The organism is Dryocola clanedunensis subsp. sulfonylureivorans, assembly GCF_016756775.1.
GTDB classification, from domain to species: domain Bacteria; phylum Pseudomonadota; class Gammaproteobacteria; order Enterobacterales; family Enterobacteriaceae; genus Dryocola; species Dryocola clanedunensis.
On the sequence record NZ_JAERMU010000014.1, the window covers coordinates 56,120 to 79,456 of the forward strand.

General features: G+C 53.4%; 31 protein-coding genes. 15 read left to right on the forward strand and 16 right to left on the reverse strand.

The window, feature by feature from the left end; translation table 11 throughout:
- The 3 genes from HYQ67_RS15445 to HYQ67_RS15455 form a co-directional block, all read right to left on the reverse strand.
- Entirely contained in the window at positions 1-375 is a 375-nt protein-coding gene (locus HYQ67_RS15445; protein WP_202304815.1) for a MysB family protein, read from the reverse strand.
- Between the two features lie 107 nt (positions 376-482).
- Positions 483-1,709, reverse strand: a complete 1,227-nt coding sequence (gene mdtG, locus HYQ67_RS15450; protein ID WP_202304816.1) for a multidrug efflux MFS transporter MdtG — start codon at positions 1,707-1,709, stop codon at positions 483-485.
- Between the two features lie 201 nt (positions 1,710-1,910).
- On the reverse strand, positions 1,911-2,831 hold the full coding sequence (locus tag HYQ67_RS15455) for a Kdo(2)-lipid IV(A) acyltransferase (protein WP_202304817.1): 921 nt from the start codon (positions 2,829-2,831) through the stop codon (positions 1,911-1,913).
- A gap of 226 nt (positions 2,832-3,057) precedes the next feature.
- Between HYQ67_RS15455 and trhO the strand changes: the two genes are divergently transcribed.
- Positions 3,058-4,107 (forward strand): oxygen-dependent tRNA uridine(34) hydroxylase TrhO, encoded by a 1,050-nt coding sequence (gene trhO, locus HYQ67_RS15460; protein WP_202304818.1) that lies wholly within the window; start codon positions 3,058-3,060, stop codon positions 4,105-4,107.
- A 200-nt stretch (positions 4,108-4,307) separates the two neighbouring features.
- Here trhO and HYQ67_RS15465 read toward each other — a convergent pair whose 3' ends face one another.
- The 9 genes from HYQ67_RS15465 to grxB form a co-directional block, all read right to left on the reverse strand.
- Positions 4,308-4,880 carry a YceI family protein gene (locus HYQ67_RS15465; RefSeq protein ID WP_202304948.1) on the reverse strand — a complete coding sequence of 191 codons (573 nt, stop codon included), beginning with the start codon at positions 4,878-4,880 and terminating at the stop codon, positions 4,308-4,310.
- A gap of 17 nt (positions 4,881-4,897) precedes the next feature.
- Positions 4,898-5,452, reverse strand: a complete 555-nt coding sequence (locus HYQ67_RS15470) for a cytochrome b (protein ID WP_202304820.1) — start codon at positions 5,450-5,452, stop codon at positions 4,898-4,900.
- Positions 5,453-5,750: 298 nt separating this feature from the next.
- On the reverse strand, positions 5,751-5,864 hold the full coding sequence (locus tag HYQ67_RS15475; protein ID WP_202304822.1) for a YceO family protein: 114 nt from the start codon (positions 5,862-5,864) through the stop codon (positions 5,751-5,753).
- A 57-nt stretch (positions 5,865-5,921) separates the two neighbouring features.
- Complete coding sequence (gene solA, locus HYQ67_RS15480; RefSeq protein ID WP_202304824.1) at positions 5,922-7,037, reverse strand: N-methyl-L-tryptophan oxidase; 1,116 nt, start codon at positions 7,035-7,037, stop codon at positions 5,922-5,924.
- A 132-nt stretch (positions 7,038-7,169) separates the two neighbouring features.
- The gene (gene bssS, locus HYQ67_RS15485) at positions 7,170-7,424 is read right to left on the reverse strand and encodes a biofilm formation regulator BssS (RefSeq protein ID WP_202304828.1); all 255 of its coding nucleotides are present in this window, start codon (positions 7,422-7,424) and stop codon (positions 7,170-7,172) included.
- 302 nt (positions 7,425-7,726) lie between these two features.
- Positions 7,727-7,972: a DNA damage-inducible protein I gene (gene dinI, locus HYQ67_RS15490; RefSeq protein WP_202304830.1), complete on the reverse strand. Its 246-nt coding sequence runs from the start codon at positions 7,970-7,972 to the stop codon at positions 7,727-7,729.
- Positions 7,973-8,047: 75 nt separating this feature from the next.
- Complete coding sequence (gene pyrC, locus HYQ67_RS15495) at positions 8,048-9,094, reverse strand: dihydroorotase (RefSeq protein ID WP_202304832.1); 1,047 nt, start codon at positions 9,092-9,094, stop codon at positions 8,048-8,050.
- Positions 9,095-9,248: 154 nt separating this feature from the next.
- Positions 9,249-9,809, reverse strand: coding sequence for a lipoprotein (locus HYQ67_RS15500; RefSeq protein ID WP_202304833.1), 561 nt, complete (start codon positions 9,807-9,809; stop codon positions 9,249-9,251).
- A 114-nt stretch (positions 9,810-9,923) separates the two neighbouring features.
- Complete coding sequence (grxB, locus tag HYQ67_RS15505; protein WP_202304834.1) at positions 9,924-10,571, reverse strand: glutaredoxin 2; 648 nt, start codon at positions 10,569-10,571, stop codon at positions 9,924-9,926.
- 343 nt (positions 10,572-10,914) lie between these two features.
- Here grxB and HYQ67_RS15510 point away from each other — a divergent pair, with 343 nt between their 5' ends.
- Entirely contained in the window at positions 10,915-11,124 is a 210-nt protein-coding gene (locus HYQ67_RS15510; RefSeq protein ID WP_202304835.1) for a hypothetical protein, read from the forward strand.
- A gap of 69 nt (positions 11,125-11,193) precedes the next feature.
- On the forward strand, positions 11,194-11,412 hold the full coding sequence (gene fumD, locus HYQ67_RS15515; protein ID WP_202304836.1) for a fumarate hydratase FumD: 219 nt from the start codon (positions 11,194-11,196) through the stop codon (positions 11,410-11,412).
- A 65-nt stretch (positions 11,413-11,477) separates the two neighbouring features.
- Here fumD and HYQ67_RS15520 read toward each other — a convergent pair whose 3' ends face one another.
- Positions 11,478-11,720 carry a putative hemolysin gene (locus tag HYQ67_RS15520; RefSeq protein ID WP_202304837.1) on the reverse strand — a complete coding sequence of 81 codons (243 nt, stop codon included), beginning with the start codon at positions 11,718-11,720 and terminating at the stop codon, positions 11,478-11,480.
- Positions 11,721-12,021: 301 nt separating this feature from the next.
- Between HYQ67_RS15520 and rimJ the strand changes: the two genes are divergently transcribed.
- The 5 genes from rimJ (at position 12,022) to HYQ67_RS15545 (ending at position 16,516) form a co-directional block, all read left to right on the forward strand.
- Positions 12,022-12,606, forward strand: a complete 585-nt coding sequence (rimJ, locus tag HYQ67_RS15525) for a ribosomal protein S5-alanine N-acetyltransferase (RefSeq protein WP_202304838.1) — start codon at positions 12,022-12,024, stop codon at positions 12,604-12,606.
- A gap of 9 nt (positions 12,607-12,615) precedes the next feature.
- Complete coding sequence (locus tag HYQ67_RS15530; protein ID WP_202304843.1) at positions 12,616-13,269, forward strand: YceH family protein; 654 nt, start codon at positions 12,616-12,618, stop codon at positions 13,267-13,269.
- Positions 13,270-13,271: 2 nt separating this feature from the next.
- Complete coding sequence (locus tag HYQ67_RS15535) at positions 13,272-14,195, forward strand: Gfo/Idh/MocA family protein (protein WP_202304845.1); 924 nt, start codon at positions 13,272-13,274, stop codon at positions 14,193-14,195.
- 219 nt (positions 14,196-14,414) lie between these two features.
- Positions 14,415-15,950, forward strand: coding sequence for a murein biosynthesis integral membrane protein MurJ (gene murJ, locus HYQ67_RS15540; protein WP_202304847.1), 1,536 nt, complete (start codon positions 14,415-14,417; stop codon positions 15,948-15,950).
- A gap of 80 nt (positions 15,951-16,030) precedes the next feature.
- The gene (locus HYQ67_RS15545) at positions 16,031-16,516 is read left to right on the forward strand and encodes a cold-shock protein (RefSeq protein WP_202304849.1); all 486 of its coding nucleotides are present in this window, start codon (positions 16,031-16,033) and stop codon (positions 16,514-16,516) included.
- 96 nt (positions 16,517-16,612) lie between these two features.
- On the opposite strand, the gene flgN is transcribed toward HYQ67_RS15545, so the two are convergent.
- The 3 genes from flgN to flgA form a co-directional block, all read right to left on the reverse strand.
- Entirely contained in the window at positions 16,613-17,038 is a 426-nt protein-coding gene (gene flgN, locus HYQ67_RS15550) for a flagella biosynthesis chaperone FlgN (RefSeq protein ID WP_202304851.1), read from the reverse strand.
- A 4-nt stretch (positions 17,039-17,042) separates the two neighbouring features.
- Positions 17,043-17,336: a flagellar biosynthesis anti-sigma factor FlgM gene (gene flgM / locus HYQ67_RS15555; RefSeq protein ID WP_202304853.1), complete on the reverse strand. Its 294-nt coding sequence runs from the start codon at positions 17,334-17,336 to the stop codon at positions 17,043-17,045.
- Between the two features lie 95 nt (positions 17,337-17,431).
- The gene (gene flgA / locus HYQ67_RS15560; RefSeq protein WP_202304950.1) at positions 17,432-18,091 is read right to left on the reverse strand and encodes a flagellar basal body P-ring formation chaperone FlgA; all 660 of its coding nucleotides are present in this window, start codon (positions 18,089-18,091) and stop codon (positions 17,432-17,434) included.
- A gap of 152 nt (positions 18,092-18,243) precedes the next feature.
- Between flgA and flgB the strand changes: the two genes are divergently transcribed.
- Genes flgB through flgH form a run of 7 tightly spaced genes read left to right on the forward strand, consistent with a single transcriptional unit; the run spans position 18,244 to position 23,328 of the window.
- Positions 18,244-18,657 (forward strand): flagellar basal body rod protein FlgB, encoded by a 414-nt coding sequence (gene flgB / locus HYQ67_RS15565; protein WP_202304855.1) that lies wholly within the window; start codon positions 18,244-18,246, stop codon positions 18,655-18,657.
- A 3-nt stretch (positions 18,658-18,660) separates the two neighbouring features.
- Positions 18,661-19,065: a flagellar basal body rod protein FlgC gene (gene flgC, locus HYQ67_RS15570; protein WP_202304857.1), complete on the forward strand. Its 405-nt coding sequence runs from the start codon at positions 18,661-18,663 to the stop codon at positions 19,063-19,065.
- An 11-nt stretch (positions 19,066-19,076) separates the two neighbouring features.
- Complete coding sequence (flgD, locus tag HYQ67_RS15575; protein WP_202304859.1) at positions 19,077-19,748, forward strand: flagellar hook assembly protein FlgD; 672 nt, start codon at positions 19,077-19,079, stop codon at positions 19,746-19,748.
- A gap of 28 nt (positions 19,749-19,776) precedes the next feature.
- Complete coding sequence (gene flgE / locus HYQ67_RS15580; RefSeq protein WP_202304861.1) at positions 19,777-20,988, forward strand: flagellar hook protein FlgE; 1,212 nt, start codon at positions 19,777-19,779, stop codon at positions 20,986-20,988.
- 20 nt (positions 20,989-21,008) lie between these two features.
- Positions 21,009-21,764: a flagellar basal body rod protein FlgF gene (locus tag HYQ67_RS15585; RefSeq protein ID WP_202304862.1), complete on the forward strand. Its 756-nt coding sequence runs from the start codon at positions 21,009-21,011 to the stop codon at positions 21,762-21,764.
- 30 nt (positions 21,765-21,794) lie between these two features.
- Entirely contained in the window at positions 21,795-22,577 is a 783-nt protein-coding gene (gene flgG, locus HYQ67_RS15590) for a flagellar basal-body rod protein FlgG (protein WP_202304864.1), read from the forward strand.
- Positions 22,578-22,632: 55 nt separating this feature from the next.
- Complete coding sequence (gene flgH / locus HYQ67_RS15595; RefSeq protein ID WP_237391272.1) at positions 22,633-23,328, forward strand: flagellar basal body L-ring protein FlgH; 696 nt, start codon at positions 22,633-22,635, stop codon at positions 23,326-23,328.
- The last annotated feature ends 9 nt before the right edge of the window (positions 23,329-23,337 follow it).

The window sequence follows — 23,337 nt, forward strand, 5'->3', positions numbered from 1 at the left end:
TTACCGTTCATCCCATTCATCTGCGGCGGTCTGCCCCTCTTCGGTATCCAGAGGCGGCTCCAGCTGAAATTCCCCTTCGTCCCATTCGTGCAGCGTATTCTCTTCAAGCCACTCCTGACGAAGCTCAATCTCTTCGTACTCGCCGTCAAATACGCTTTGTGCGGCCTCACCGCTCAGCATCGGTAAACATTCACCTTCCTGAATGTCATCGGCGAAAAATTCCGCCTGCCACATGATATCGCCATCCTGGAGGATGTATTTCTGGATATTCAACTGCTGCACGCTGGCAGTCTCTTCATCCACATCCGGGTTGTCGGCGAGGAATAATTCTCGTGCGGCATCAATGGCTTCTTCAAGCGTTGCGTACATGCTCATGAAATATCTCCTTATGGCAGAGGTCGGGGAGCGGGTGCTCCATAGCAATTTCATGTTAATTGTTGACGCTGTTCGCAAAGTTGCAAGTATGAGATTTATCTCTTTACTCACTCACCGGGAATCCGTATCCGTTCCGCAGGGCGACGAAGGCTAAACCAGGAGTAAAATGCGTTAAATAACACCACGCTGGCGGTGACCAGGAACACCGTTCTGAAACCGTAGTTGGCGGATACGGCTGCGCCTATCAGCGGGCCGGTGACGTTACCGATATCACGGAAAGACTGGTTATAGCTAAAGATACGCCCCGCAATCTGGTTGCTGGAGTTATACACCAGAAGCGTTTGCACAGCGGGAAGTAGCGCGCCATCGGCGGCACCCAGTAAAAAACGCAGCAGGCCAAGCTGCCACGGGTTTTGCACCATCGACATTGGGATCAGCAGTAAGACGGAGATCACCAGCGCACAAATCAGGATTTTTTCAGGGCCTATCCGATCGCCAAGTTTACCCAGCCGTGGAGCGCTGATCAGCGCTGCAACGCCTGGTACCGAAGCAATCATCCCGCTGATAAAGGCCAGGTTGCTGACGTTACCCGCCAGGTCGCGCACGTAGAGCGTGAGAATCGGCGCAATTGACCCGGTTGCCACTTGAATGATCATCGTTGTGACGAAAAGGCTGAGAATGAGTTTTGGGTTCTTGAGCGAGGTGAGTACCTGACGAGCATGGAGCATGTCTTTCTTGGTCACCGGGGTAAATTCTTCACGGATATAGAACAGCGTCAGGATAAAGCAGGCGAACAGCACGGCGGCGGTAATGAAGAAGACCGGCCTAAGACCGTAACTATCTGCCAGCAGGCCGCCAATCATCGGGCCGAGCAGCGCTCCGCTCACGCCGCCGGTCGAAAGCGTGCCCAGCGCCCAGCCACTTTTATGGCGTGGCACCTGAGTGGCAATCAGGGCGTTAGCATTGGGAACAAACCCGCCCAGCAAACCCAGCAGGGCGCGAAGGGCGAGAAACTGCCAGATATTCTGTGCAAAGCCCATCAGCACCATGACGATAGCCATCCCCAGCGCCGAACGCAGCAGCATTATCTTACGCCCCTTGCGGTCGGCAAGGCCGCCCCAGAAAGGCGAGGCAATGGCGGAAAACAGGAAGGTAATACTGAAGACCAGGCCTGACCACATATTCAGTGCACTGTGTCCGGTTACGCCTAGCTGCTCGACATACAGTGGCAGGAAGGGCATGACAAGGCTGAAGGCTGCGCCTGTGAGGAAACACCCCAGCCAGGCGACGGTGAGATTGCGTTTCCAGTTGATACTGCTGTCAGGGGGGGTCATACCGCTCCGGTAAAATAGCTGGTAACAAGAAAATATTACCCTGCTAAGTATGCGCCTGATAAATGGAAAGTGGCAAACCGGAAAGCTTTTTTAGCTAAATGATGAGCATAGGGAAGATGCACAGGCCGGGTAAGCATCGCGTCACCCGCCAGAAATGTTGGATGGCGCTTGCGCTTATTCAACCTATGCCGCAGAACCCGATCAATACCGGGACGGTACACCCTTCGGACGGGTCTTAAAGCGGCGATGCAGCCACATATACTGTTCCGGCGCCATCATAATGCACTGCTCGACTATCTTGTTCATCCACAGCGCGGTGCCTTCCGGGGTTTCCAGAGGCGGGTCGAACTCGGCGGGCAGAATAATCAGCTCGTAGCCTTTACCGTCCGGCTTTCTTCGCGGCACCATAGGAACAATGGCCGCACCTGACATTCTTGCCAGCGTATAGGTGCCCGAGGTGGTGGCTGCCTCATCAACGCCAAAAAATGGCACAAAGACGCTACCGCGCGGGCCGTAGTCATGGTCCGGGGCGTACCAGATAATCTCACCCTGTTTCAGGGCGCGGATCATGCCTTTCAGATCCTTGCGGTCAATCATGCTTTTGTTGGAGCGCATACGACCCCAGGTTTGCAGCCAGTCCAGCAGGGCGTTGTCGTTCGGGCGGTAAACGCCGATGCCCGGTGTGTTCATCCCAAACATGCGCGCGCCCAGCTCCAGCGTCAGGAAGTGGATGCCGATGAGCAGCACGCCACGCTTTGCTTCCTGCACCTTATGAATCTCTTCCACGCCCGATACGTCACACCAGCGCTGGATACGCCACAGCGGCCAGAACCAGGCAATGCCCGTTTCCATCAGCCCCAGGCCCACGGACTCGAAATTTTTAACCAGGATCGCTTCGCGTTCCGCAGGGGATTTTTGCGGGAAGGCCAGCTCAAGATTGCGGCGGGTGATCCTGACGCGGCGCTTCATAAACGTCATGGCTAACTGGCCAAGACCTCGGCCAAGGCGATAGATGACCGGGTAGGGTAGCAGGGTCACAACATACAGAAGGCCAATCCCAAACCAGGTACCCCAGTAGCGGGGGTGGAGCAGTGCGCGCGAGAATTGCGGTAAGTTCGTCATGTAAAACCTATTGTGACGGCAAATGCCGGATCTTCGTGATAAGTCTATTGTGGCATTTTTTGATGCCTGGCCAAAATTAACGGCGGCGGAGTGCCTGATATTTCATCAAAATGTTATTTTATAGGGAGTCGAAGGAAAAAAATGTAGCGTAAAACACATGGATGTAAATTAACGTTAATTGCTATATGATGCGCACCACTTTTTTGATGACTGCAGAGCGAACACCATGCCAGTGTTACACAACCGCATATCGAATGAGGAACTGCGCGTGCGCATGCTTGCTGAAACCGAGCCGCGTACCACTCTCTCATTCTACAAATATTTCACCATTGATGAGCCGCAGAGCACCCGCGACGCGCTGTATAAAGCCTTTGTTGCGTTGGATGTCTTTGGCCGTGTTTATCTCGCCCGGGAAGGGATTAACGCCCAAATTAGCGTACCTGAGAGCCGCGTAGAGGCCTTTCGGGAAACCTTGTATGCCTTTCATCCTGCGCTCAATAACCTGCGTCTGAACGTCGCGCTGGACGATGACGGTAAGTCGTTCTGGGTGCTGCGTATGAAAGTGCGCGATCGTATTGTTGCCGACGGCATTGAAGACCCGGAATTCGATGCCAGCGATGTGGGGGACTATCTTAAAGCCGCTGAAGTTAACGCGATGCTGGATGACCCGGAAGCCGTATTCATCGACATGCGCAACCACTACGAATATGAAGTGGGTCATTTCCAGAACGCGATGGAGATCCCGGCTGACACTTTCCGCGAGCAGCTGCCAAAGGCTGTCGATATGCTGCAGGACGATAAAGACAAAAAAATTGTCATGTACTGCACCGGCGGGATCCGCTGCGAGAAAGCGAGCGCGTGGATGCGTTATAACGGTTTCAAAAACGTCTACCACATTGAAGGCGGAATTATCGAATATGCGCGTCGTGCTCGCGAACAGGGGATCCCGGTGCGCTTCGTAGGCAAAAACTTTGTTTTCGACGAGCGCATGGGGGAACGTATTTCGGAAGATGTGATTGCCCACTGCCATCAGTGCGGTAGCCCTTGCGATACGCACACCAACTGTAAGAATGACGGCTGTCATCTGCTCTTTATTCAGTGCCCGGTCTGCGCCGCTAAGTTTGAAGGTTGCTGTAGCGAAGTGTGCCGCGAAGAGCTGGCGCTTACGCCGGAAGAGCAGCGCCGCCGCCGTGCGGGCCGTGAAAACGGTAATAAGATCTTCAATAAATCTCGCGGTGCGCTGAACACCACGCTGGGCATCCCGGATCCTGAGTAAATTGAAGGCCTCCTGATGAAGGAGGCCTCAGACTGATGACAAACCTAAAGCGAATGCGTTTCACAAAGATCTCACCGAATAAATAACAAGGAAAATCAATTCATTGATTTTCGCCTGCTTACCACAAAGAAGGAAAAACCATGCTTTTTCCTTCTTTGTCAGCAATCTAAGGCCTCCTGGTGAAGGAGGCCTTAACACGTTTACTGACGAACGCCTTCCACGGAGATAATCAAATCCACCTCCTGGGAGGCCGGGCCGAGATCCTTGGTGATGTTAAAATCTTTCAGTTTTATCTTCCCTTCGGCTTCGAACCCGGCGCGCACGCCGCCCCACGGATCGTCACCCTGACCAATCAGTTTTGCCTCCAGAGTGACCGGCTTTGTCACGCCGTTGAGCGTAAGATTGCCAGCAATATCCAGTTCATCGCCGTCCTTTTTCACCCCGGTAGAGACAAAGGTCGCCTGAGGGAATTTACTCACGTTAAGGAAATCTGCGCTGCGCAGGTGTTTGTCACGCTCGGCGTGGTTGGTATCGACGCTGGTGGTGTTGATGGTCACGTTGACTTTATCGGCGGCCGGGTTCTTCTCATCGAAGGTAAAGGTGCCGTCAAAATCGCGGAATGTGCCGTACAGCCAGCTATAGCCGAGATGCTGGATACGGAAGTTAACAAAGGCATGCTGGCCCTGTTTATCAATTTTATAATCGGCGGCAACGGCCGAACCGGTCGTGAACATCAGGGCACCGACAGCAACGCCCAGCAGGCATTTTTTCATCATCATTCGCTCCATCATTAACGAGAAGATTTCCCAAGCATCCGCCTGAGCGTAACGTCTTTATCAATAAAGTGATGCTTCAGGGCCGCAAGGCCGTGCAGCACGGAAAGGACCACCACGCCCCAGGCCAGCCAGAGATGCAGCGTTCCAGCCAGGTCTGCCTGAGCGCCATAATCGCTAAGGGTTGCGGATACCTCAAACAGGCCAAACACGCTGATGGGTTTGCCATCAGCTGTTGAAATGAGGTAGCCACTAAGAAGGATCGAGAACAATAAAACGTAAAGCAGAATATGGGCTGCCACCGCACTGGTGCGGGTTAAGCGCGAATAGCTGGCAAGCGAAGGCGGAGGAGGAGAGATGAATCGCCAAAGTAAGCGAACCAGCATCACCAGCAGGATCACCATGCCAATACTTTTATGGAGTTCAGGTGCTTTGTGATACCAGCCATCGTAATAGCCAAGCGTGACCATCCACAGGCCAAGCCCAAACATACCGTAGATGCTTAGCGCGACGAGCCAATGGATGAGTACTGAAAAATGTCCGTAGCGGTCTGAGCTATTACGCCATTGCATAGTTATGCTTCCGGTTATCATCCTGAATAATGCAGAACATAAACTGTTCGTTAACGTCGATGCAACATAAAAAGAGTGATTGAAGAATATAATCAAACTAAAACTAAAAATTTGAATAATTAGCACATTAAACATTCACTGCTTTAGAGTAAAAGGCACGTTGTGAACATTAAAAATCATGCTGAACAGGCAGTTCATAGCGGGGTGTTGTTGACGTGGTTCAACGAAAAATTTGCATGATTATATATTTATATTCGTTAATTGTCAGTTAGTGTCAATATTATCAGGCGTTATAAATCTAGTAGAAATAAATATAAGCGATATCGATGAATGCCAGCAGCGCCCATAAAATAAGGTACAACATGAGATGTTCGCGGACATTGTTAATAAGAAAGTGAATCAAACGACGCATAATTATTCCCACCAGAAGGGGGGGGAACCCACAGCTTACTGTAGGCTCCGCGGCTGGTTACTGAAAGCGCTTAAGGGCGAATGGCGTCAGGTCGTACTCCGACGTTTTGCCCTGCGCAAACAGGCAGGCAATCTCTCCCAGTACGGAAGCGAATTTAAAACCGTGTCCGCTCAGACCGGTTATCACCAGCGTGTTGCTGTGGCCTGGTAGGGTATCAATGATGAAGTCTTCATCCGGAGAGTTATCGTAGGTGCAGGCCGCGCCGTGCAGACAGACGCCCACGCCGGGCAGGAATTTGCGCAAAAATCCGAATACTTCGCTGCCGTCGCTTGCCACGCTGCCGAAAGGTTTTCGCTGCTCGGGAGCGGTAATCGGTTGACCCCCGTTGTGCATGCCGATCTTAAGCTCGTTATCCTGCGACGGGAAACCGTAATACTGGCTGCCATCTGGCATTTCGCCGGTGAAGGCAGGGAAATGGTTTTCCTCGCTGTAACGTCCGTCTGCCTGATGCCAGGCAAAAATCTTGCGTACGGGTGTGACAGGTAACTCGGGGAAGAGTCTGGTGACCCAGGTCCCTGCGCTGACCAGCAGCTTGCTTGCGCTGTATTCACCTTCGGCCGTTTCGACCACCACGCCGTCGTCGGTATGGCGGATGCCGGTAACAGGGCAATTAAAGAGCTGGGCGCAGCCCCCCTGTTTTGCCAGGCGGATATAGGTGGCGACAGCGAGTTCGCTACGCAGCACGCCGGAATTTGGCTCAAACAGGCCAACGTAACCTTCAGGAACGGTGATGTGGGGCCAGCGCGCCATTACGGCATCAGCATCCAGCGTTTCGAGCGGCAGGGAGAACTGCTGCGCACTGCTTTGTACGGTTGAGATAAATGTGGAATCTTTGGGGCCAAGGTTGATGACACCGGTACGGTGAAACAGTTTTTCACCGCTTATCTCTTCCAGTGCATCCCATAGTTTCTGCGCACGCAGTACCAGCGGAACATACTTCTCACCTTCACCATAGGCATGACGCATCAGACGAGTGTCACCATGATGGCTGCCCTGCTGATGGGGCGGATGAGCACTGTCAATCATCAGGACATTCAGCCCTGAATGCGTGGCATAACATCCTGCGGCAGCCCCCACCGAGCCGCTGCCGACAATGATAAGGTCGTAATGCATGTCGCTTCTTCTCCTCCCGCAAATAGTAGCCAGCAGATTAAATAATTCTTAACTGGCAGGCAAATGAACCACGTATAAAAACGGAAAAAGGCACCAGTTCGGTGCCTTCGCTTAAAACGTTCACATTATTCGTCAATGCTTACGATGGTCGTTTACCTGGTACTCACTGGATTCAATTTTTGCAATCCCGGCTTCTAAAATAGAGATAAATTGCCGGGCAACATCCGTGGTCAGCCACAAAGTCTGGCCAATTTCAGTTTCATCATGCTTTTGTTTATCAGATGTCAGGTAGTGCAGGCGAAGCATCAGCGCATCGTAGCTATCAACGGTGCTGATGTCCCATCCGACAAGGGGATGGGTCTGGATTACATCACTATTTTTTTCCATCATAACCCCTTTTTATGCGTGTGTTTAAGACAACGGCTAGCGAGGTTTAATGCTTGTTTAATGTGAAGCCAGTTAAGTATATCAATGAATAAGGGATTTCGCGGAAGAAATAAATACCCTGCAACACTTTTTTTATATTATTGAAGCCACTTGAGCAATAAAGCGGCAAATAATTCGGATGTTTCCGGGCGTTCAGGTTAGCAATCAGGATATTGCCTGGAAATTAATCGCGGAGAAAAATGGATGTAAAAAAACCGGATGGCGACACCCGGCAAAAAATAAAACAAGGAGGGATTCTTAATTTATTCTGAGTCAAACCAGTCGTCTGCGCTCTCCCAGGTCTCCTGGAGGATTTCGCTGATGCGATCTTTGTCTTCTTTTGCCCCGCCCATCACCGACAGGTTATTACCCGTGGCGTAGCGCACCTGGACGTGGTTGTCCGTTTCCGGAAAATGCTGGCTAATACGGCGAGTCAGTTCCTGCGTCAGCGCATCTACGGCGCCAGCTGGTAACTGCGTGGTTTTGGCAATAGTCACTTCAATACGCATAACAACCCCCTGTACAATATACTGGTTATTTATACAGTCAAATTGTGTTTCCTGCAACAGGGGGCTGAAAAATAATTATTTTTTTACTGACCAGGCAACCTGCTCACCCGCAAGGAATGGCACGATGGTGTCATCGCCGGTGGCGATGATCTCCGGGACCAGGGCCGTCTCGCGCACCAGTTCGATAGTCTCCTCGTTGACCGGCAGGCCATAGAAACGCGGGCCGTTAAGGGAGGTAAACGCCTCGAAGTGTTCCAGCGCATTCAGCTCCTCGAACACGGTGGCGTAAGCGCCCAGTGCGGAAGGTGCGTTAAAGCAGCCTGCGCAGCCGCAGCTGGTCTCTTTACGATGGCGGGCGTGAGGGGCAGAGTCGGTCCCCAGGAATACCCTGTCGCAGCCGCCGGCTACCAGCGCACGTAACGCTTCCTGATGGGTGCTGCGCTTCAGGATTGGCAGGCAGTACAGATGAGGACGCACGCCGCCCACCAGCATATGGTTGCGGTTAAACATCAGGTGCTGGGGGGTGATGGTTGCGCCTAGCAGCGAGTTGCCTTCCTGCACGTACTGCGCCGCGTCTTTGGTCGTAATGTGTTCAAAGACAATTTTTAGCGCTGGCAGCTGGCGGCGCAGCGGCTCCATCACGGTTTCAATGAAGCGGGCTTCACGGTCAAAAATATCAATATCGGCATGGGTGACTTCACCGTGGATCAGCAGCGGCATGCCAATTTTCTGCATGCGTTCAAGCACGGGCATAATGGCGGCTGTGCTGGTGACGCCGTGGCTGGAGTTGGTCGTGGCGTTAGCAGGGTAGAGTTTGGCGGCGGTGAACACGCCTTCGTTAAAGCCGCGCTCAACTTCGTTGGGATCCAGCGAGTCGGTCAGGTAGCAGGTCATCAGCGGCTCGAAGCTGTGCCCCTGCGGCACGGCGTCCAGAATGCGCTGGCGATAGCTGATGGCGGCTTCTACGGTGGTGACCGGCGGCGCCAGGTTTGGCATCACAATCGCGCGACCATAGGTTTCAGACGTCATTGGCACCACAGTTTTCAGCATGTCTCCATCACGAAGATGAACGTGCCAGTCGTCTGGGCGGCGAATTTTTAATACCTGAGGTAGTACGGTCATGAAAGTGCTCCGGCTGGAAGGGAAAATCAGTCATTTTGGGCTGGTTTTATGCCGGGCACTAAGGATAGGCGGAATCCTTTTCGTTTGCACGACTTTGTTGTCAGATTTCTTCGCAGAGCAGGTCGGGGCAGAGGTCAGCTGCCCCGTTGCGGGGTTAGTTGGTGAAGGGAATAATGATTTCGCCAGGCTTCACTTCGATGCCTTTAGCATATTTTCTCGCCATCGCCTCACCTTCGCTCTTGTCTTCGCTAAGGATATACGCCGGGTGATCGTTAAAGTATTTACGCAAAGACTGATTCAGATAAGGGATCAGGGTCTGCAGTACCGACTGCATTTTTTCCGGCTCGACGGTCGCATCGACCACCTCCATCTCTTGCAGATAGATAGCGCCTTTCTCTTTGTTGAAGGTCGGCAGGGCCTTCAGCTTCAGCTTGATGTTGGCCTTTTGATTGCCAAACAGGGAGGACATATCAAGTTTTGCATCCCCTGTCAGCGTGACTTTATTGGGTTCTTCACGGCCGATTTGCGAAGCGAGATTGGACAAAATGATGTGTGCATCGGCAATGCCGGGCAGCCCAATATCCTTCGAGAAATTATTGTGTTTGGCCAACGCCTGATTGATTTCCTGCTCGCTGACCGTGTACTGAGTGAGTTGATTACAGCCCACCAGCAGGCCGGTAAGGATTAACAGTCCGGCAAAAATAATCTTCTTCATGATTTCCTCAACATCCTGGTTTTATCTCGAATCGTGACACAAAGCAGAATGATGTACCAGCGAAAGCCAGGCTACAGGAAAAGGATGAAATGCCGGCGCAGGGCCGGCAAAAGGTCAGATAGCCACGGAGGAGAGCAGGTTAATTTGCGTCTGCTTGGCCATGTTGTCGCGGTAATCTCTTACCCGGCTCGGGTACTCCACGCCTGCCACAAGCGTCAGGCTACGCAACAGCGGGAAGAGGTTGATATCGTCCTCTGACAGCTCGCCATTCACGGCGTTAGGCTGAACAATAAGCTTGTCGAGCTTGCGCAGATCGTCACTGATTTTCTTAATTAACCCTGGTGAGTGGGCCAAATGCTCGGCAAACGGGCCAATCAGCGCCTCTTTCTTTTTCACGAAGTAAGCACGAGCTTCCGGCGTCGCGAACTCGTCAAACGGCGCTTTAGCGATGCGCGGGATCAGAAGATGCTGGGAGTAGGACTGGACGTGACGCAACCATTCGCCGATAGCGGCGTTGGTCTGGCCCGTCAGCAGCGGTTTGCCGTCGAGTTTATCGATGTAGTGAACGATATCCATGCTTTCAGGCAGATAGCGACTGTCATCCTTTTGCAGAATAGGGGCCATTTTCTTGCCAATCATCTTCGTTGGCGTGGCTTCATCATCGTTAAGCAGAACGACCAGCTCAACGGGAACATTCTTCAGCCCAAAAATCATTCGCGCTTTCACGCAGTACGGGCAGTGATCGTAAATATATAATTTCACGTTCTCCTCCAGTGATGTGCGGATAAATTCCGTTAACAAATCAGTATGGAAGAGAACATGGGCTCCCGCAAATTTGCTTCCCGCCGCCAGCACAGAGCGCAACGTCATCAAAGCGGACAACACCCGGTATTAGTTCCGGCTCACCTATTCCGGCAGATGGGCCAGCGAGGCAGTTTGTCACTACTGTGTTTGATAGAAAGCACTAATTGAAAATGTAGGGCACAAGGGAAATTGCATCCTGCTATGGTGAATACATGGAATAAGATGCTCGTAAGACGTTTAAAAGCCGGTTTGGACACGATGCATAGCTTTATATTGTGTATTACCGTTCGAGGGAATGAGGATGAGCAGTGAAATTGAGTTTTACGCAGAGATGCAGCCACAGATTGCACAGGTCATTGGCGTGGCGGTGATGCAGCTCCTGTTAGACCAGATAGCTATCTCGAGGCAGTCTATTATCACTATCATTCTGACGCAGACACAATTGCAGGACAGTGATGTGGATGTCGCCGTGGAAATGGCACTCGATGTGCTGATTTATCCGGGAGAATGAGGAAGGTAAGCCGGTCGGATAGCAAAGCCTGAGAGCGTATGTTTTCGCAATTAATGAACGGAGGTTGGTTTGGCAAACAGGGCAAAAGAAGAAGAGCTTTATCAGGAAATGTGTCGCGTGGTGGGGAAGGTGGTGCTTGAAATGCGCGATTTAGGTCAGGAACCTAAACATATTGTCATTGCTGGTGTCCTGCGAGCCTCGCTGGCCAACAAAAAGATAAAGCGCTCAGCGTTAACCGAAGCGGCAATGAGCGATGTCATCAAAGCGCTGGCGGGCAACGGGCAATAAAACCCGGCGTTAAGGCCAGCTTGGTTTTACCGATATCATTACCCGCCATGGGAACGGACAAATTCTTATGGCTGTTTGTGGTCTCTTCTGAACAGCGCCCACTCTTCTATGCGCTCTCCGTCCGGCAGGGTGCAATAACCAACCTCACCGTTTGCCTCTTTCACGATCTCGAGTTTTCCGCCAATCTTTCCGCAGTACACCGAGGCAGGGTTAGCCATACCAATTGGTTTCGCTGTTGGGGGTTCATTGTCAGCGGCGCAGGCTGTAAGAAGAGAAGTTAATGCCATCATCATTACTACCTTTTTCATTTCTCACCTGTTTAAGAAGCAAATCAATTCAGGACAATTCGAACACAAAATTAACCCAATCTCTGTCTACAAAAAACAGATTAGTCCCAAACGCTTAAGGCCAAATGTCTTTTAAAAGATTAAAAATATGTTCGAAAGATGCTTTCCACCCGCAGGGAAGGAAAGTGCCGCATCTTGTCATCTGAACTGTTTACCCTCTTTCTTTTTAAGTTCCTCATATTGTTGTTTTCCTTCCTCCGCCGGGCGCAGGTATAGTAGTAATGGTGGGTTTAAAAATCGTTGGATGTAAGGAGCTGGGGACATGTTTGGTTATCGCAGTAACGTGCCGAAGGTGCGTTTAACTACCGACAGGCTGGTGGTGCGCCTGGTCTATGACCGTGACGCCTGGCGGCTGGCTGATTACTACGCTGAGAACCGCCAGTTTTTGAAACCCTGGGAGCCTGTTCGCGATGACAGCCACTGCTACCCCTCAGGCTGGCAGGCCCGTCTGGGCATGATTGGCGAGATGCACAAAACCGGCAGTGCTTACTACTTCGCGCTGCTGGATGAAGAAGAAAAAGAGATTCGCGGCGTGGCCAACTTTTCTAATGTGGTGCGCGGCTCATTCCATGCCTGCTATTTGGGCTATTCGCTGGGCGAAAAATGGCAGGGGCAGGGGCTGATGTTTGAGGCGCTCACCACCGCCATTCGCTATATGCAGCGTACTCAGCATATCCACCGTATTATGGCGAACTACATGCCCCATAATCAGCGCAGCGGCGACCTGCTGGCGCGCCTGGGTTTTGAAAAAGAGGGCTACGCCAAAGACTATCTACTTATTGATGGCGTCTGGCGCGATCACGTCCTGACGGCATTAACGTCAAAATTATGGACACCTGGCCGTTGAGGAAATGACATGAAGTATCAATTAACCGCGACAGAAGCACGTGTTGTGGGCTCTCTGCTGGAAAAGCAGGTTACCACCCCCGAACAGTATCCTATGTCGGTCAATGGCGTGGTTACGGCGTGTAATCAGAAAACAAACCGTGAGCCGGTGATGGATCTCAAGGAACACGATGTCCAGGAGACGCTGGACATGCTGGTCAAACGCCATTTTCTGCGTACCGTGAGCGGTTTTGGCAACCGGGTGACGAAATATGAGCAGCGGTTCTGTAATTCTGAATTTGGCGATCTGAAGCTCTCCCCGGCGGAAGTTGCCATTGTCACTACGCTGCTCCTGCGCGGGGCACAGACCCCAGGTGAGCTGCGCAGCCGGGCCGCAAGAATGTTTGAGTTTAGCGATATGGCCCAGGTGGAAAACATACTGGAAACCCTGGCGAGCCGAGAAGATGGCCCCTTTGTGGCTCGTATGCCACGTGAACCGGGCAAGCGCGAAAGCCGCTATATGCACCTGTTCAGCGGCGAAGTGGAGACTTTGGCTACCGTAGCGGACGCAATGGTTTCAGCGCTTCCTGCCGACGATCTTAACGCGCGGGTAGCACTGCTGGAAGAAGAGGTGACGGAGCTGAAACAGCGTCTCGACTCATTGCTGGCCCATCCGGGAGATTAAGCATGCGCAAATTAAAAATAGGCGTGGTAGGGCTGGGCGGTATAGCGCAAAAAGCCTGGCTGCCGGTGCTGAGCAACGCAGGCGACTGGCAGCTGCAGGGGGCCTTCTCTCCGACAAAAGAGAAAGCGCAAAAAGTGTGCGACGCATACCGTATCCCCTATGTTTCTTCTATTGCGGAACTGGCGGCACAATGTGATGCCATATTCGTTCACAGCGCCACCAGCAGCCATTTTGCCGTGGTCAGCGAACTACTGAACGCGGGCGTTAGCGTCTGCGTGGATAAACCTCTAGCCGAAAGCCTGGCGGATGCGGAGCGCCTGGTAGAACTGGCGGAACGCAAAAAGCGCACGCTGATGGTAGGGTTCAACCGCCGTTTTTCGCCGCTTTATCGGGATCTAAAAGAGAAGCTGTCCAGCGGCGCGTCTTTGCGTATGGACAAGCACCGCGCTGATAGCGTAGGGCCAAACGATCTGCGCTTCACCCTGCTGGATGACTATCTTCACGTGGTGGATACCGCGCTCTGGCTTGCCGGTGGCGAAGCCCAGCTGCAAAGCGGCACTCTTCTAACCAACGAGCAGGGGCACATGCTTTTTGCCGAGCACCATTTTGCGAAGGAGCATCTGCAAATTACCACCAGTATGCACAGACGTGCGGGCAGCCAGCGCGAGTGGGTGCAGGCCGTTACTGAGGGTGGGCTGTATGATGTGACGGATATGCGGGAGTGGCGTGAAGAGTGTGGTTCAGGCATCCTCCATCGCCCGATTCCCGGCTGGCAGACTACGCTTGAGCAGCGGGGTTTTGCAGGCTGCGCTCGCCACTTCCTCGACTGCGTGGCAAACCAGACGGTGCCCGAAACGTCAGGCGAGCAGGCGCTGCTGGCGCAGAGGGTTGTCGAAAAGCTCTGGCGCGAGGCAATGAGCGAATAAGCCTGTAACATCTGAGGGTAGTATTTCCGCGATGTACAGGTAGACTACGCCGCTGGATTTGACGAAAAGGCGTTCTGGCAGGTCGGGTCAGCGAAGCGTCACCCGACAAATTATGCCATACGGTGGATGGCGCGTTGCTTATTCACCCTACAACTTGAGTTTGTCATCCGTCTAAACGCCTGCGCCGCAGGCGTTGATGTTTGTGGAACCGAATAACAAATGAATCTTTTAAAATCGCTGGCTGCCGTCAGCTCGATGACCATGTTTTCACGCGTGCTTGGCTTTGCACGTGATGCCATTGTGGCAAGGGTGTTTGGGGCAGGGATGGCGACGGATGCCTTTTTCGTGGCTTTCAAGTTACCGAATTTGTTGCGTCGTATTTTTGCTGAAGGGGCCTTCTCTCAGGCGTTTGTCCCTATTCTGGCCGAATACAAAAGCAAGCAAGGCGAAGACGCTACCCGCGTGTTTGTCTCTTACGTCTCGGGCCTGCTGACGCTGGCGCTGGCGGTTGTTACCGTGCTGGGGATGATTGCCGCGCCGTGGGTGATTCTGGTGACCGCGCCGGGCTTTGCCGACACCGCGGACAAATTCACCCTCACGACCAATCTGCTGCGGGTCACTTTCCCCTATATCATGCTGATTTCGCTGGCGTCGCTGGCCGGGGCAATACTCAATACCTGGAACCGTTTTTCTGTGCCGGCCTTTGCGCCTACGTTCCTCAACCTCAGTATGATTGGCTTCGCGCTGTTTGCCGCCCCCCATTTCCATCCGCCGATTATGGCGCTTGCCTGGGCGGTGACCGTCGGAGGCGTTTTGCAGCTTGCCTATCAGCTGCCGCACCTGAAAAAAATCGGCATGCTGGTGCTGCCGCGCATCAACCTGAAAGACGCGGGCGCGACGCGCGTCATCAAGCAGATGGGGCCAGCTATTCTGGGCGTCTCCGTCAGCCAGATCTCCCTCATCATCAACACGATTTTTGCCTCGTTTCTGGTTTCCGGCTCGGTTTCCTGGATGTATTATGCCGACCGCCTGATGGAGTTTCCTTCCGGCGTGCTGGGCGTGGCGCTGGGGACTATCCTGCTGCCTTCCCTGGCGAAGAGCTTTGCCAGCGGCAACCACGACGAATATTCGCGTCTGATGGACTGGGGTCTGCGTCTGTGCTTCCTGCTGGCGCTGCCCAGCGCCGTGGCGCTGGGTATTCTTGCCAAACCGCTGACCGTCTCGCTGTTCCAGTACGGCAAATTCACGGCTTTTGACGCGGCGATGACGCAGCGCGCGCTGGTTGCCTATTCCGTGGGGCTGATGGGACTTATCGTTGTGAAAGTGCTGGCACCGGGGTTCTACTCCCGCCAGGACATTAAAACGCCGGTTAAAATTGCTATTGTGACGCTGATCCTCACCCAGCTGATGAACCTGGCGTTTATCGGGCCGCTTAAGCACGCGGGCCTGTCGCTGTCGATTGGTCTGGCCGCCTGCATCAACGCCAGCCTGCTGTACTGGCAGCTGCGTAAACAAGATATCTTCCAGCCTCAGCCTGGCTGGGCTGCCTTCCTGTGGCGTCTGTTTGCCGCGGTTATCGTGATGTCTGCCGTATTGTTAGGTATTATGCACATCATGCCGGCCTGGGATGTCGGCAATATGGCTTATCGTCTGGTACGCCTGATGGCCGTTGTGGTTGCCGGTATTGCGGCCTACTTCGGTACGCTGATGGTGCTGGGCTTTAAAGTGAAAGATTTCGCACGGCGAACGCAGTAACTTTTCGTGTGGTGGATGACGCCTGCGCGTATCCACCCTACTATTTTTGTATGTTGAATTTTTAATTAGGTAACAGAGCTATGAACGGGACAATCACAACCTGGTTTGAAGAAAAGGGTTTTGGTTTTATCAAAGATGAAAACGGCGATAACCGTTACTTTCACGTCATCAAAGTCGCTAACCCAGAACTGATAAAGAAAGATGCGGCGGTGACCTTTGAGCCAACCACCAACAACAAAGGTCTGTCAGCTTTTGCGGTCAAGGTTGAGCCGGACAGCAAATACATTTTTATTGCCGGTGAGCGCATCAAGATTACGGCCATTAAATCTTTCCTGGTCTACAGCGAAGAAGTGCCGGCGGATTCAAAAATTGATAAAGAAAAGACGGTGCTTTCCGTAGGCCTGCTGATGAACAGCATTCGTCCGAAGGAAGAAAAGAAAGAAGGGCAGATGCGTACGCTGAAAAAGCTGGCGATCACCACTTTCCAGAACAGCACGCTGATTTTCTCAGAAGATGAGATTGATGTGGATGCGACGATGAAAATTCTGAAGGCGCTGCCACGGTAGTCATAGCGGTGGATGGCGCTTGCGCTTATCCACCCTATTTATACTGACATAGAGCGTAGGTCGAATAAGCGTGAGCGCCATCAGACAACTAACTACCTAAATCGTAATTTTTTTATTTCCGCCGCGATTCACCGTCGTGGCTTGTCCATCTGCCCCGTAAAACTTGGGTTCCTGGTGCGGCTTCAGCACCGCTAATGTCTGCTCATTACGCGTCAACTGATCTTCTAATAGCCAGCCGTTGTGTTGGTTAATATCGCGCAAATGCTGGGTTTTCTGGGTAATTGTCTGCCAGCGCTGGCTGACGTCCGAGCTTGCCTGCGCGTCAGGTTTTTGCTCGGCCCGCCGCTGCTGTTCAAGATAATCCAGTGTCGCCAGCAGCGAGCTTTTATCTTCGGTGATCCGCTGCAGCGCGCTGCCATTAATCTGGCCTGCAGAAAGCTGCTGCTGCTCAGCGTCCATCACCTCTTTGAGTGAGTTGAGCACCGCGGTCATTTGGTCTAACACTTCTAACAGACGACTCATGCAATTAGTTACTCTGTAAGTAGCTTTGGGCATCCTGGATCAGCGCATCGGCGATTTTGCCAGTATCCATCTTTAATTCACCATTACGAATAGCCGTTTTCAGTGATTCAACACGTTCCATGTTGATATCACCGCTGTCAGGCTGCATCAGCTTTGACTGCGCATCGCTTAAGGTGACGCTTGTGCTGTTGGTCGTAGGGCTTTTCTGCAGACGAGTTTTTTGCGTCTGGGCTTCGGTTGTTTCACGCTGCTGTACGGTGCTAACAGGCTTTAAGGGAGAAGTACGGTCAATGCTCATTATGTTTTCCTCATCGAGGGTGAGCTCACGGTGGCGAGCCAGTCAATTTTGTCGTTAACTATTTATCGGCAGTGGCCACTGAATCTTTATTAAGATTATAGATTAATCAGAATATTCCCATCAGCGTCTACCGTACCGTTAACAATCTGGCCTGAGGCCATTCGTACGCGAACATTTTGCGCCACCGCGGCGTTATTTAAAACCTTTCCCTGGCTGTTAATACTGAACCCTGCGCCTGATGCAACAACCTGCACTTGCTGGCCTGCTTTGACCCGCCAGCTCTGACGTACCATCGACAGCATAATCGGCTGGCCTGGTGAGATATCCCTGAGCGTCGTGGCGTTTGTCGCCTGCTTCAAATCGATCATGGCGCGAGGCGGCAGACGATCCAGCCGCCCGTATTTCATGGTGACATTACTGGCAGTCAGCGTCGTCCCTCGGGGGAGCCGCTGGGCGGCAACAACGTACTTACCGCTGGCTGCGACCGCGACCTGGATATAACGCTTACTGTTGCCGCAGCGCACCATCACGCTAAGGTTGCCCCACATGCGGCCGTTATTGGGCAGCGCGAACTCCGGCTGCGGACAATCAGGCAGCTGTGCCGTGGGGGTTTTCACCGTGACGGACACCTTTTCACTGACGCCCGCCAGGCGCTGTTGAAAAAACTGGGTCAACGGAGCATCAAGCTGGCTCGCGTTGGCACAGGCCATCCCCAGCAGTGCCGCGGCTCCTGTCCACACTTTCAGTCTTTTCATCATGCCTCTCCTTGTTCAGGTTGCTGCGATTCTACCCGTAGGTGAAATTGATCAAGGCGACAAATAGCGATGCATTTTGTGCTTATTCCGTCGATAACGCACGCGTAAGGGGCCGTAAGCTGTCAGACAAATCCTAATTATGCGGAGGGAACATGCTCGACAAACTGGATGCCGCGCTGAGATTTCAGCAAGAAGCGCTTAATTTGCGTGCTCAGCGTCAGGAGATTCTGGCAGCCAATATCGCTAACGCCGATACCCCAGGGTATCAGGCACGTGATATCGATTTTTCCAGTGAAATGAAGAAAGTGATGGAACGCGGGCGCGCAGAAGGCACAGGCGTATCGCTTGCTTTGACCTCTGCTCGCCATATTCCGGCGCAAACACAAAGTGTTCCGCAGCTGGATCTTCTTTACCGTGTTCCTGACCAACCCGCACTCGACGGTAACACCGTTGATATGGACCGCGAACGTACGCAGTTTGCGGATAACAGCCTGAAGTACCAATCCGACCTGACGGTGCTGAGTGGGCAAATCAAAGGCATGATGTCCGTGCTGCAGGGAGGCTAACCCATGGCGTTACTGAACATTTTTGATATTGCCGGTTCGGCAATGACCGCACAGTCCCAGCGCCTGAACGTGGCCGCCAGTAACCTGGCCAACGCCGACAGCGTAACCGGGCCGGATGGTCAGCCTTACCGTGCAAAGCAGGTCGTCTTTCAGGTCAATGCTGCACCTGGCGCGCAAACTGGCGGCGTGAGGGTCAGTGAAGTTGTGGAAAGCAAAGACCCGGACAAACTGGTGTATCAGCCAGGCAACCCGATGGCTGACGCTAAAGGCTATGTGAAGATGCCTAACGTCGATGTGGTAGGGGAGATGGTGAACAGTATGTCCGCCTCGCGCAGCTATCAGGCCAACGTGGAAGTGCTCAACACCGTGAAAAGCATGATGCTAAAAACCCTGACGCTCGGACAATAAAGGAGTAATGCATGTCTCTATCCGTAAATGTTAACGATACAACGGCTGCTGCCAGCACTACCGGCACCGGCAGCCTCACTGGCAGTAGTGCAGCGGACCTGCAGGGAAGCTTTCTGACCCTGCTGGTGGCGCAGCTGCAAAACCAGGATCCTACCAACCCGATGCAGAACAACGAACTGACTACGCAGCTTGCGCAGATCAGTACGGTGAGCGGCATCGAAAAACTGAACACTACCCTTGGTTCGGTATCCGGTCAGATCAGTAATAACCAGCAGATGCAGGCCAGCACGTTGATTGGTCACGGCGTCATGATCCCTGGCACCAAAATTCTTTCCGGCAGCGAAGCCACAACGCCGTTTGGCGTGGAGCTTGAGCAGGCCGCAGATAAAGTAACGGCTACGATTTCAGACAGCAGCGGCAAAATCGTTCGCACCATTGATATCGGTGCGCTTTCCGCTGGTGTGCACACCTTTACCTGGGATGGCAGCATGACGGACGGTACCACCGCACCGGATGGCGCGTACAACGTAGCAATCAGCGCCAGCAGCGGCAGTACGCAGCTGGTCGCGCAGCCGCTTAATTTTGCCATGGTCAACGGTGTCACGCTCAGCAATGGTACAACCGCATTAGACCTCGGCACTTACGGCACAACCACCCTCGACGAAATCCGGCAGATCATTTAAGCCTTCAATCTATTACAAGGAGTAAGATATGGCATTTTCACAAGCGGTCAGCGGCCTGAATGCTGCAGCCACCAATCTGGATGTGATTGGTAACAACATCGCCAACTCAGCCACCTACGGTTTTAAATCTGGTTCCGCTTCTTTCGCGGATATGTTTGCAGGTTCCAAAGTCGGCCTCGGCGTTAAAGTTGCGGGCATTACTCAGGACTTCAACGACGGCACCACCACCAGCACCGGACGTGGTCTGGACGTGGCTATCAGCCAGAGCGGTTTCTTCCGTCTGACCGATAGCGCCGGCTCGGTATTCTACAGCCGTAACGGCCAGTTCAAGCTCGATGAGAACCGTAATCTGGTGAACATGCAGGGTCTGAGCCTGACGGGTTACCCGGCAACAGGTACGCCACCGACTATCCAGCAGGGTGCTAACCCGGTTGGCCTGTCCGTACCGAACACCCTGATGTCTGCGAAAACCACCACCTCCGCCGCCATGCAGATCAACCTGAACTCCACCGATGACGTTCCTGCCACCTCACCGTTTGATGTCACTAACTCCGACACCTACAACAAAAAAGGCACGGTGACCGTTTTTGATAGCCAGGGTAACGCTCATGACATGAACGTTTACTTTGTGAAATCGAATACGGCTAACACCTGGGATGTTTATACCCAGGACAGCAGCGTTGCGGGCAGTGTTGCTAAGCAGCAGACCTCCATGGTGTTTGATGAAAGCGGCATGCTGCAATCCGGCGGTGAGATAACGGGCCTGACGACCGACACCATGCCGGGTGCGACCCCCGCTACGTTCGATTTAAGCTTCATGAACTCCATGCAGCAGAACACCGGTTCTAATGACATCGTTGCTGTTAACCAGAACGGTTATAAGCCTGGTGACCTGGTTTCTTACCAGATCAACGATGATGGCACCGTCGTGGGTAACTACTCCAACGAACAGACCCAGCTGCTGGGCCAAATCGTCCTGTCTAACTTCGCAAACCCTGAAGGTCTTTCCTCTGAAGGCGATAACGTCTGGTCAGCAAGTAACTCCTCAGGCGTGGCTCTGTTAGGTACTGCAGGCACCGGTAACTTCGGTACGCTGACCAACGGCGCGCTGGAGTCTTCGAACGTAGATCTGAGTAAAGAACTGGTGAACATGATCGTCGCGCAGCGTAACTATCAGTCTAACGCGCAGACCATCAAAACCCAGGATCAGATCCTCAACACCCTGGTTAACCTGCGCTAAGCGCCTGACGGGACGGCTTAATGGATCACGCAATTTATACCGCCATGGGGGCGGCAAGTCAGACGCTCAACCAGCAGGCGGTCACGGCCAGCAACCTGGCCAACGCCTCTACATCCGGCTTTCGTGCGCAGCTTTCAGCGCTGCGCGCGGTACCGGTGGAAGGTCTTTCACTGCCAACCCGTACGCTGGTCACTGCCTCGACGCCTGGGGTGGATATGAGCCAGGGAAATATGGACTACACCCAGCGTCCGCTCGACGTCGCCCTGCAGCAGGACGGCTGGCTGGCGGTACAAAGCGCTGATGGTTCCGAAGCTTACACCCGCAACGGCAACATGCAGCGCAGTCCGACCGGCGAGCTCACCATCCAGGGACAGCTTGTGATGGGTGACGGTGGGCCGATTGCCATCCCGGAAGGGGCGGAAATCACCATCGCGGCCGACGGGACCATCTCTGCGCTGAATGCGGGCGACGGCCCTAACACGGTTGCGCCGATTGGCCGACTGAAGCTGGTTAAGGCAACGGCGCAGGAAGTGGTGCGTGGGGATGACGGCTTGTTCCGTCTGAACCCAACCGCTCAGGCTGCCCGCGGGGCAACTTTGCAGAGCGACCCGAGCATCAAAGTGATGCCTGGCGTGCTGGAAGGAAGCAACGTGAAGCCTGTAGAAGCGATGACCGACATGATCGCCAGCGCCCGTCGCTTTGAGATGCAGATGAAAATGATCTCAAGCGTCGATGAAAACGAGCAACGTGCCAACCAGCTGCTGTCGATGGGCTAACGCTCAAAGCGTCACTAACAGGAAATCAACATGATCAGTTCTTTATGGATTGCCAAAACCGGTCTTGATGCCCAGCAAACCAACATGGATGTCATTGCCAACAACCTGGCAAACGTCTCCACCAACGGTTTCAAGCGTCAGCGTGCGGTATTCGAAGACTTGCTCTACCAGACCATTCGTCAGCCCGGCGCCCAGTCCTCTGAGCAAACCACGCTGCCTTCTGGTCTGCAAATCGGTACCGGCGTGCGTCCGGTGGCCACCGAGCGTCTGCACAGCCAGGGCAACCTGTCCCAGACGAACAACAGTAAAGATGTGGCGATCAAAGGCGACGGTTTCTTCACCGTACAGCTGCCGGACGGCACCAACGCTTATACCCGCGACGGTTCGTTCCAGGTCGATCAGAACGGCCAGCTGGTGACTTCCAGCGGCTATCAGATCCAGCCTGCCATTACTATCCCGGCCAATGCCCTGACCATTACTATCGGGCGTGACGGTATCGTCAGCGCCACGCTACAGGGCCAGGCACAGCCGGTGCAGGTTGGCCAGCTGAACCTGACCACCTTCATGAACGCCACCGGTCTGGAAAGCATGGGGGAAAACCTCTATGCCGAAACCCAGTCATCCGGTACGCCGAATGAAAGTACCCCTGGGCTTAACGGTGCAGGGCTGTTGTATCAGGGGTATGTCGAAACCTCTAACGTCAACGTGGCCGAAGAGCTGGTGAATATGATCCAGGTTCAGCGCGCCTACGAAATCAACAGTAAAGCGGTCTCTACTACAGACCAGATGCTGCAAAAACTGACGCAATTGTAAGATGTTTGCCGGTGTGCTCGTGCGCACCGGCAGCCGAGACCTGAAGATGAAAGTAATGCAAAAACAAATGGTTCTTCGTCCTGTTGTCATCAGCCTGATGCTGGCGACCAGCGGCTGTGCACTGATCCCTGCGAAACCGCTGGTTGAAGGGGCGACGACCGCCCAGCCAACGCCGGGTCCTGCACCGATCGTTAACGGCTCGATATTCCAGACCGCGCAGCCGGTGAATTATGGCTATCAACCGCTATTTGAAGACCGCCGCCCGCGTAACGTAGGCGATACGTTGACCATCCAGCTTCAGGAAAATGTCAGTGCCAGCAAAAGCTCCTCGGCGAACGCCAGCCGGGATGGCAGTACAAGTTTCGGTCTGGATGTCACACCGCGCTACCTCGAAGGCCTGTTTGGCAACAATCGTGCGGCGGTGGACGGTTCAGGCAGCAATACCTTTAGCGGTAAAGGCGGCGCCAACGCCAGCAATACCTTTAACGGCACGCTTACCGTCACGGTCGATCAGGTGCTTGCCAACGGCAACCTGCACGTCGTGGGCGAGAAGCAGATTGCGATTAACCAGGGAACAGAGTTTATCCGTTTCTCCGGCGTCGTGAACCCACGCACCATCAGCGGCAGCAACAGCGTAGCGTCTACTCAGGTAGCCGACGCCCGCATTGAATACGTCGGCAACGGCTACATCAATGAGGCGCAGAACATGGGCTGGCTGCAGCGTTTCTTCCTTAACCTGTCACCGATGTAAGCGGAGAAT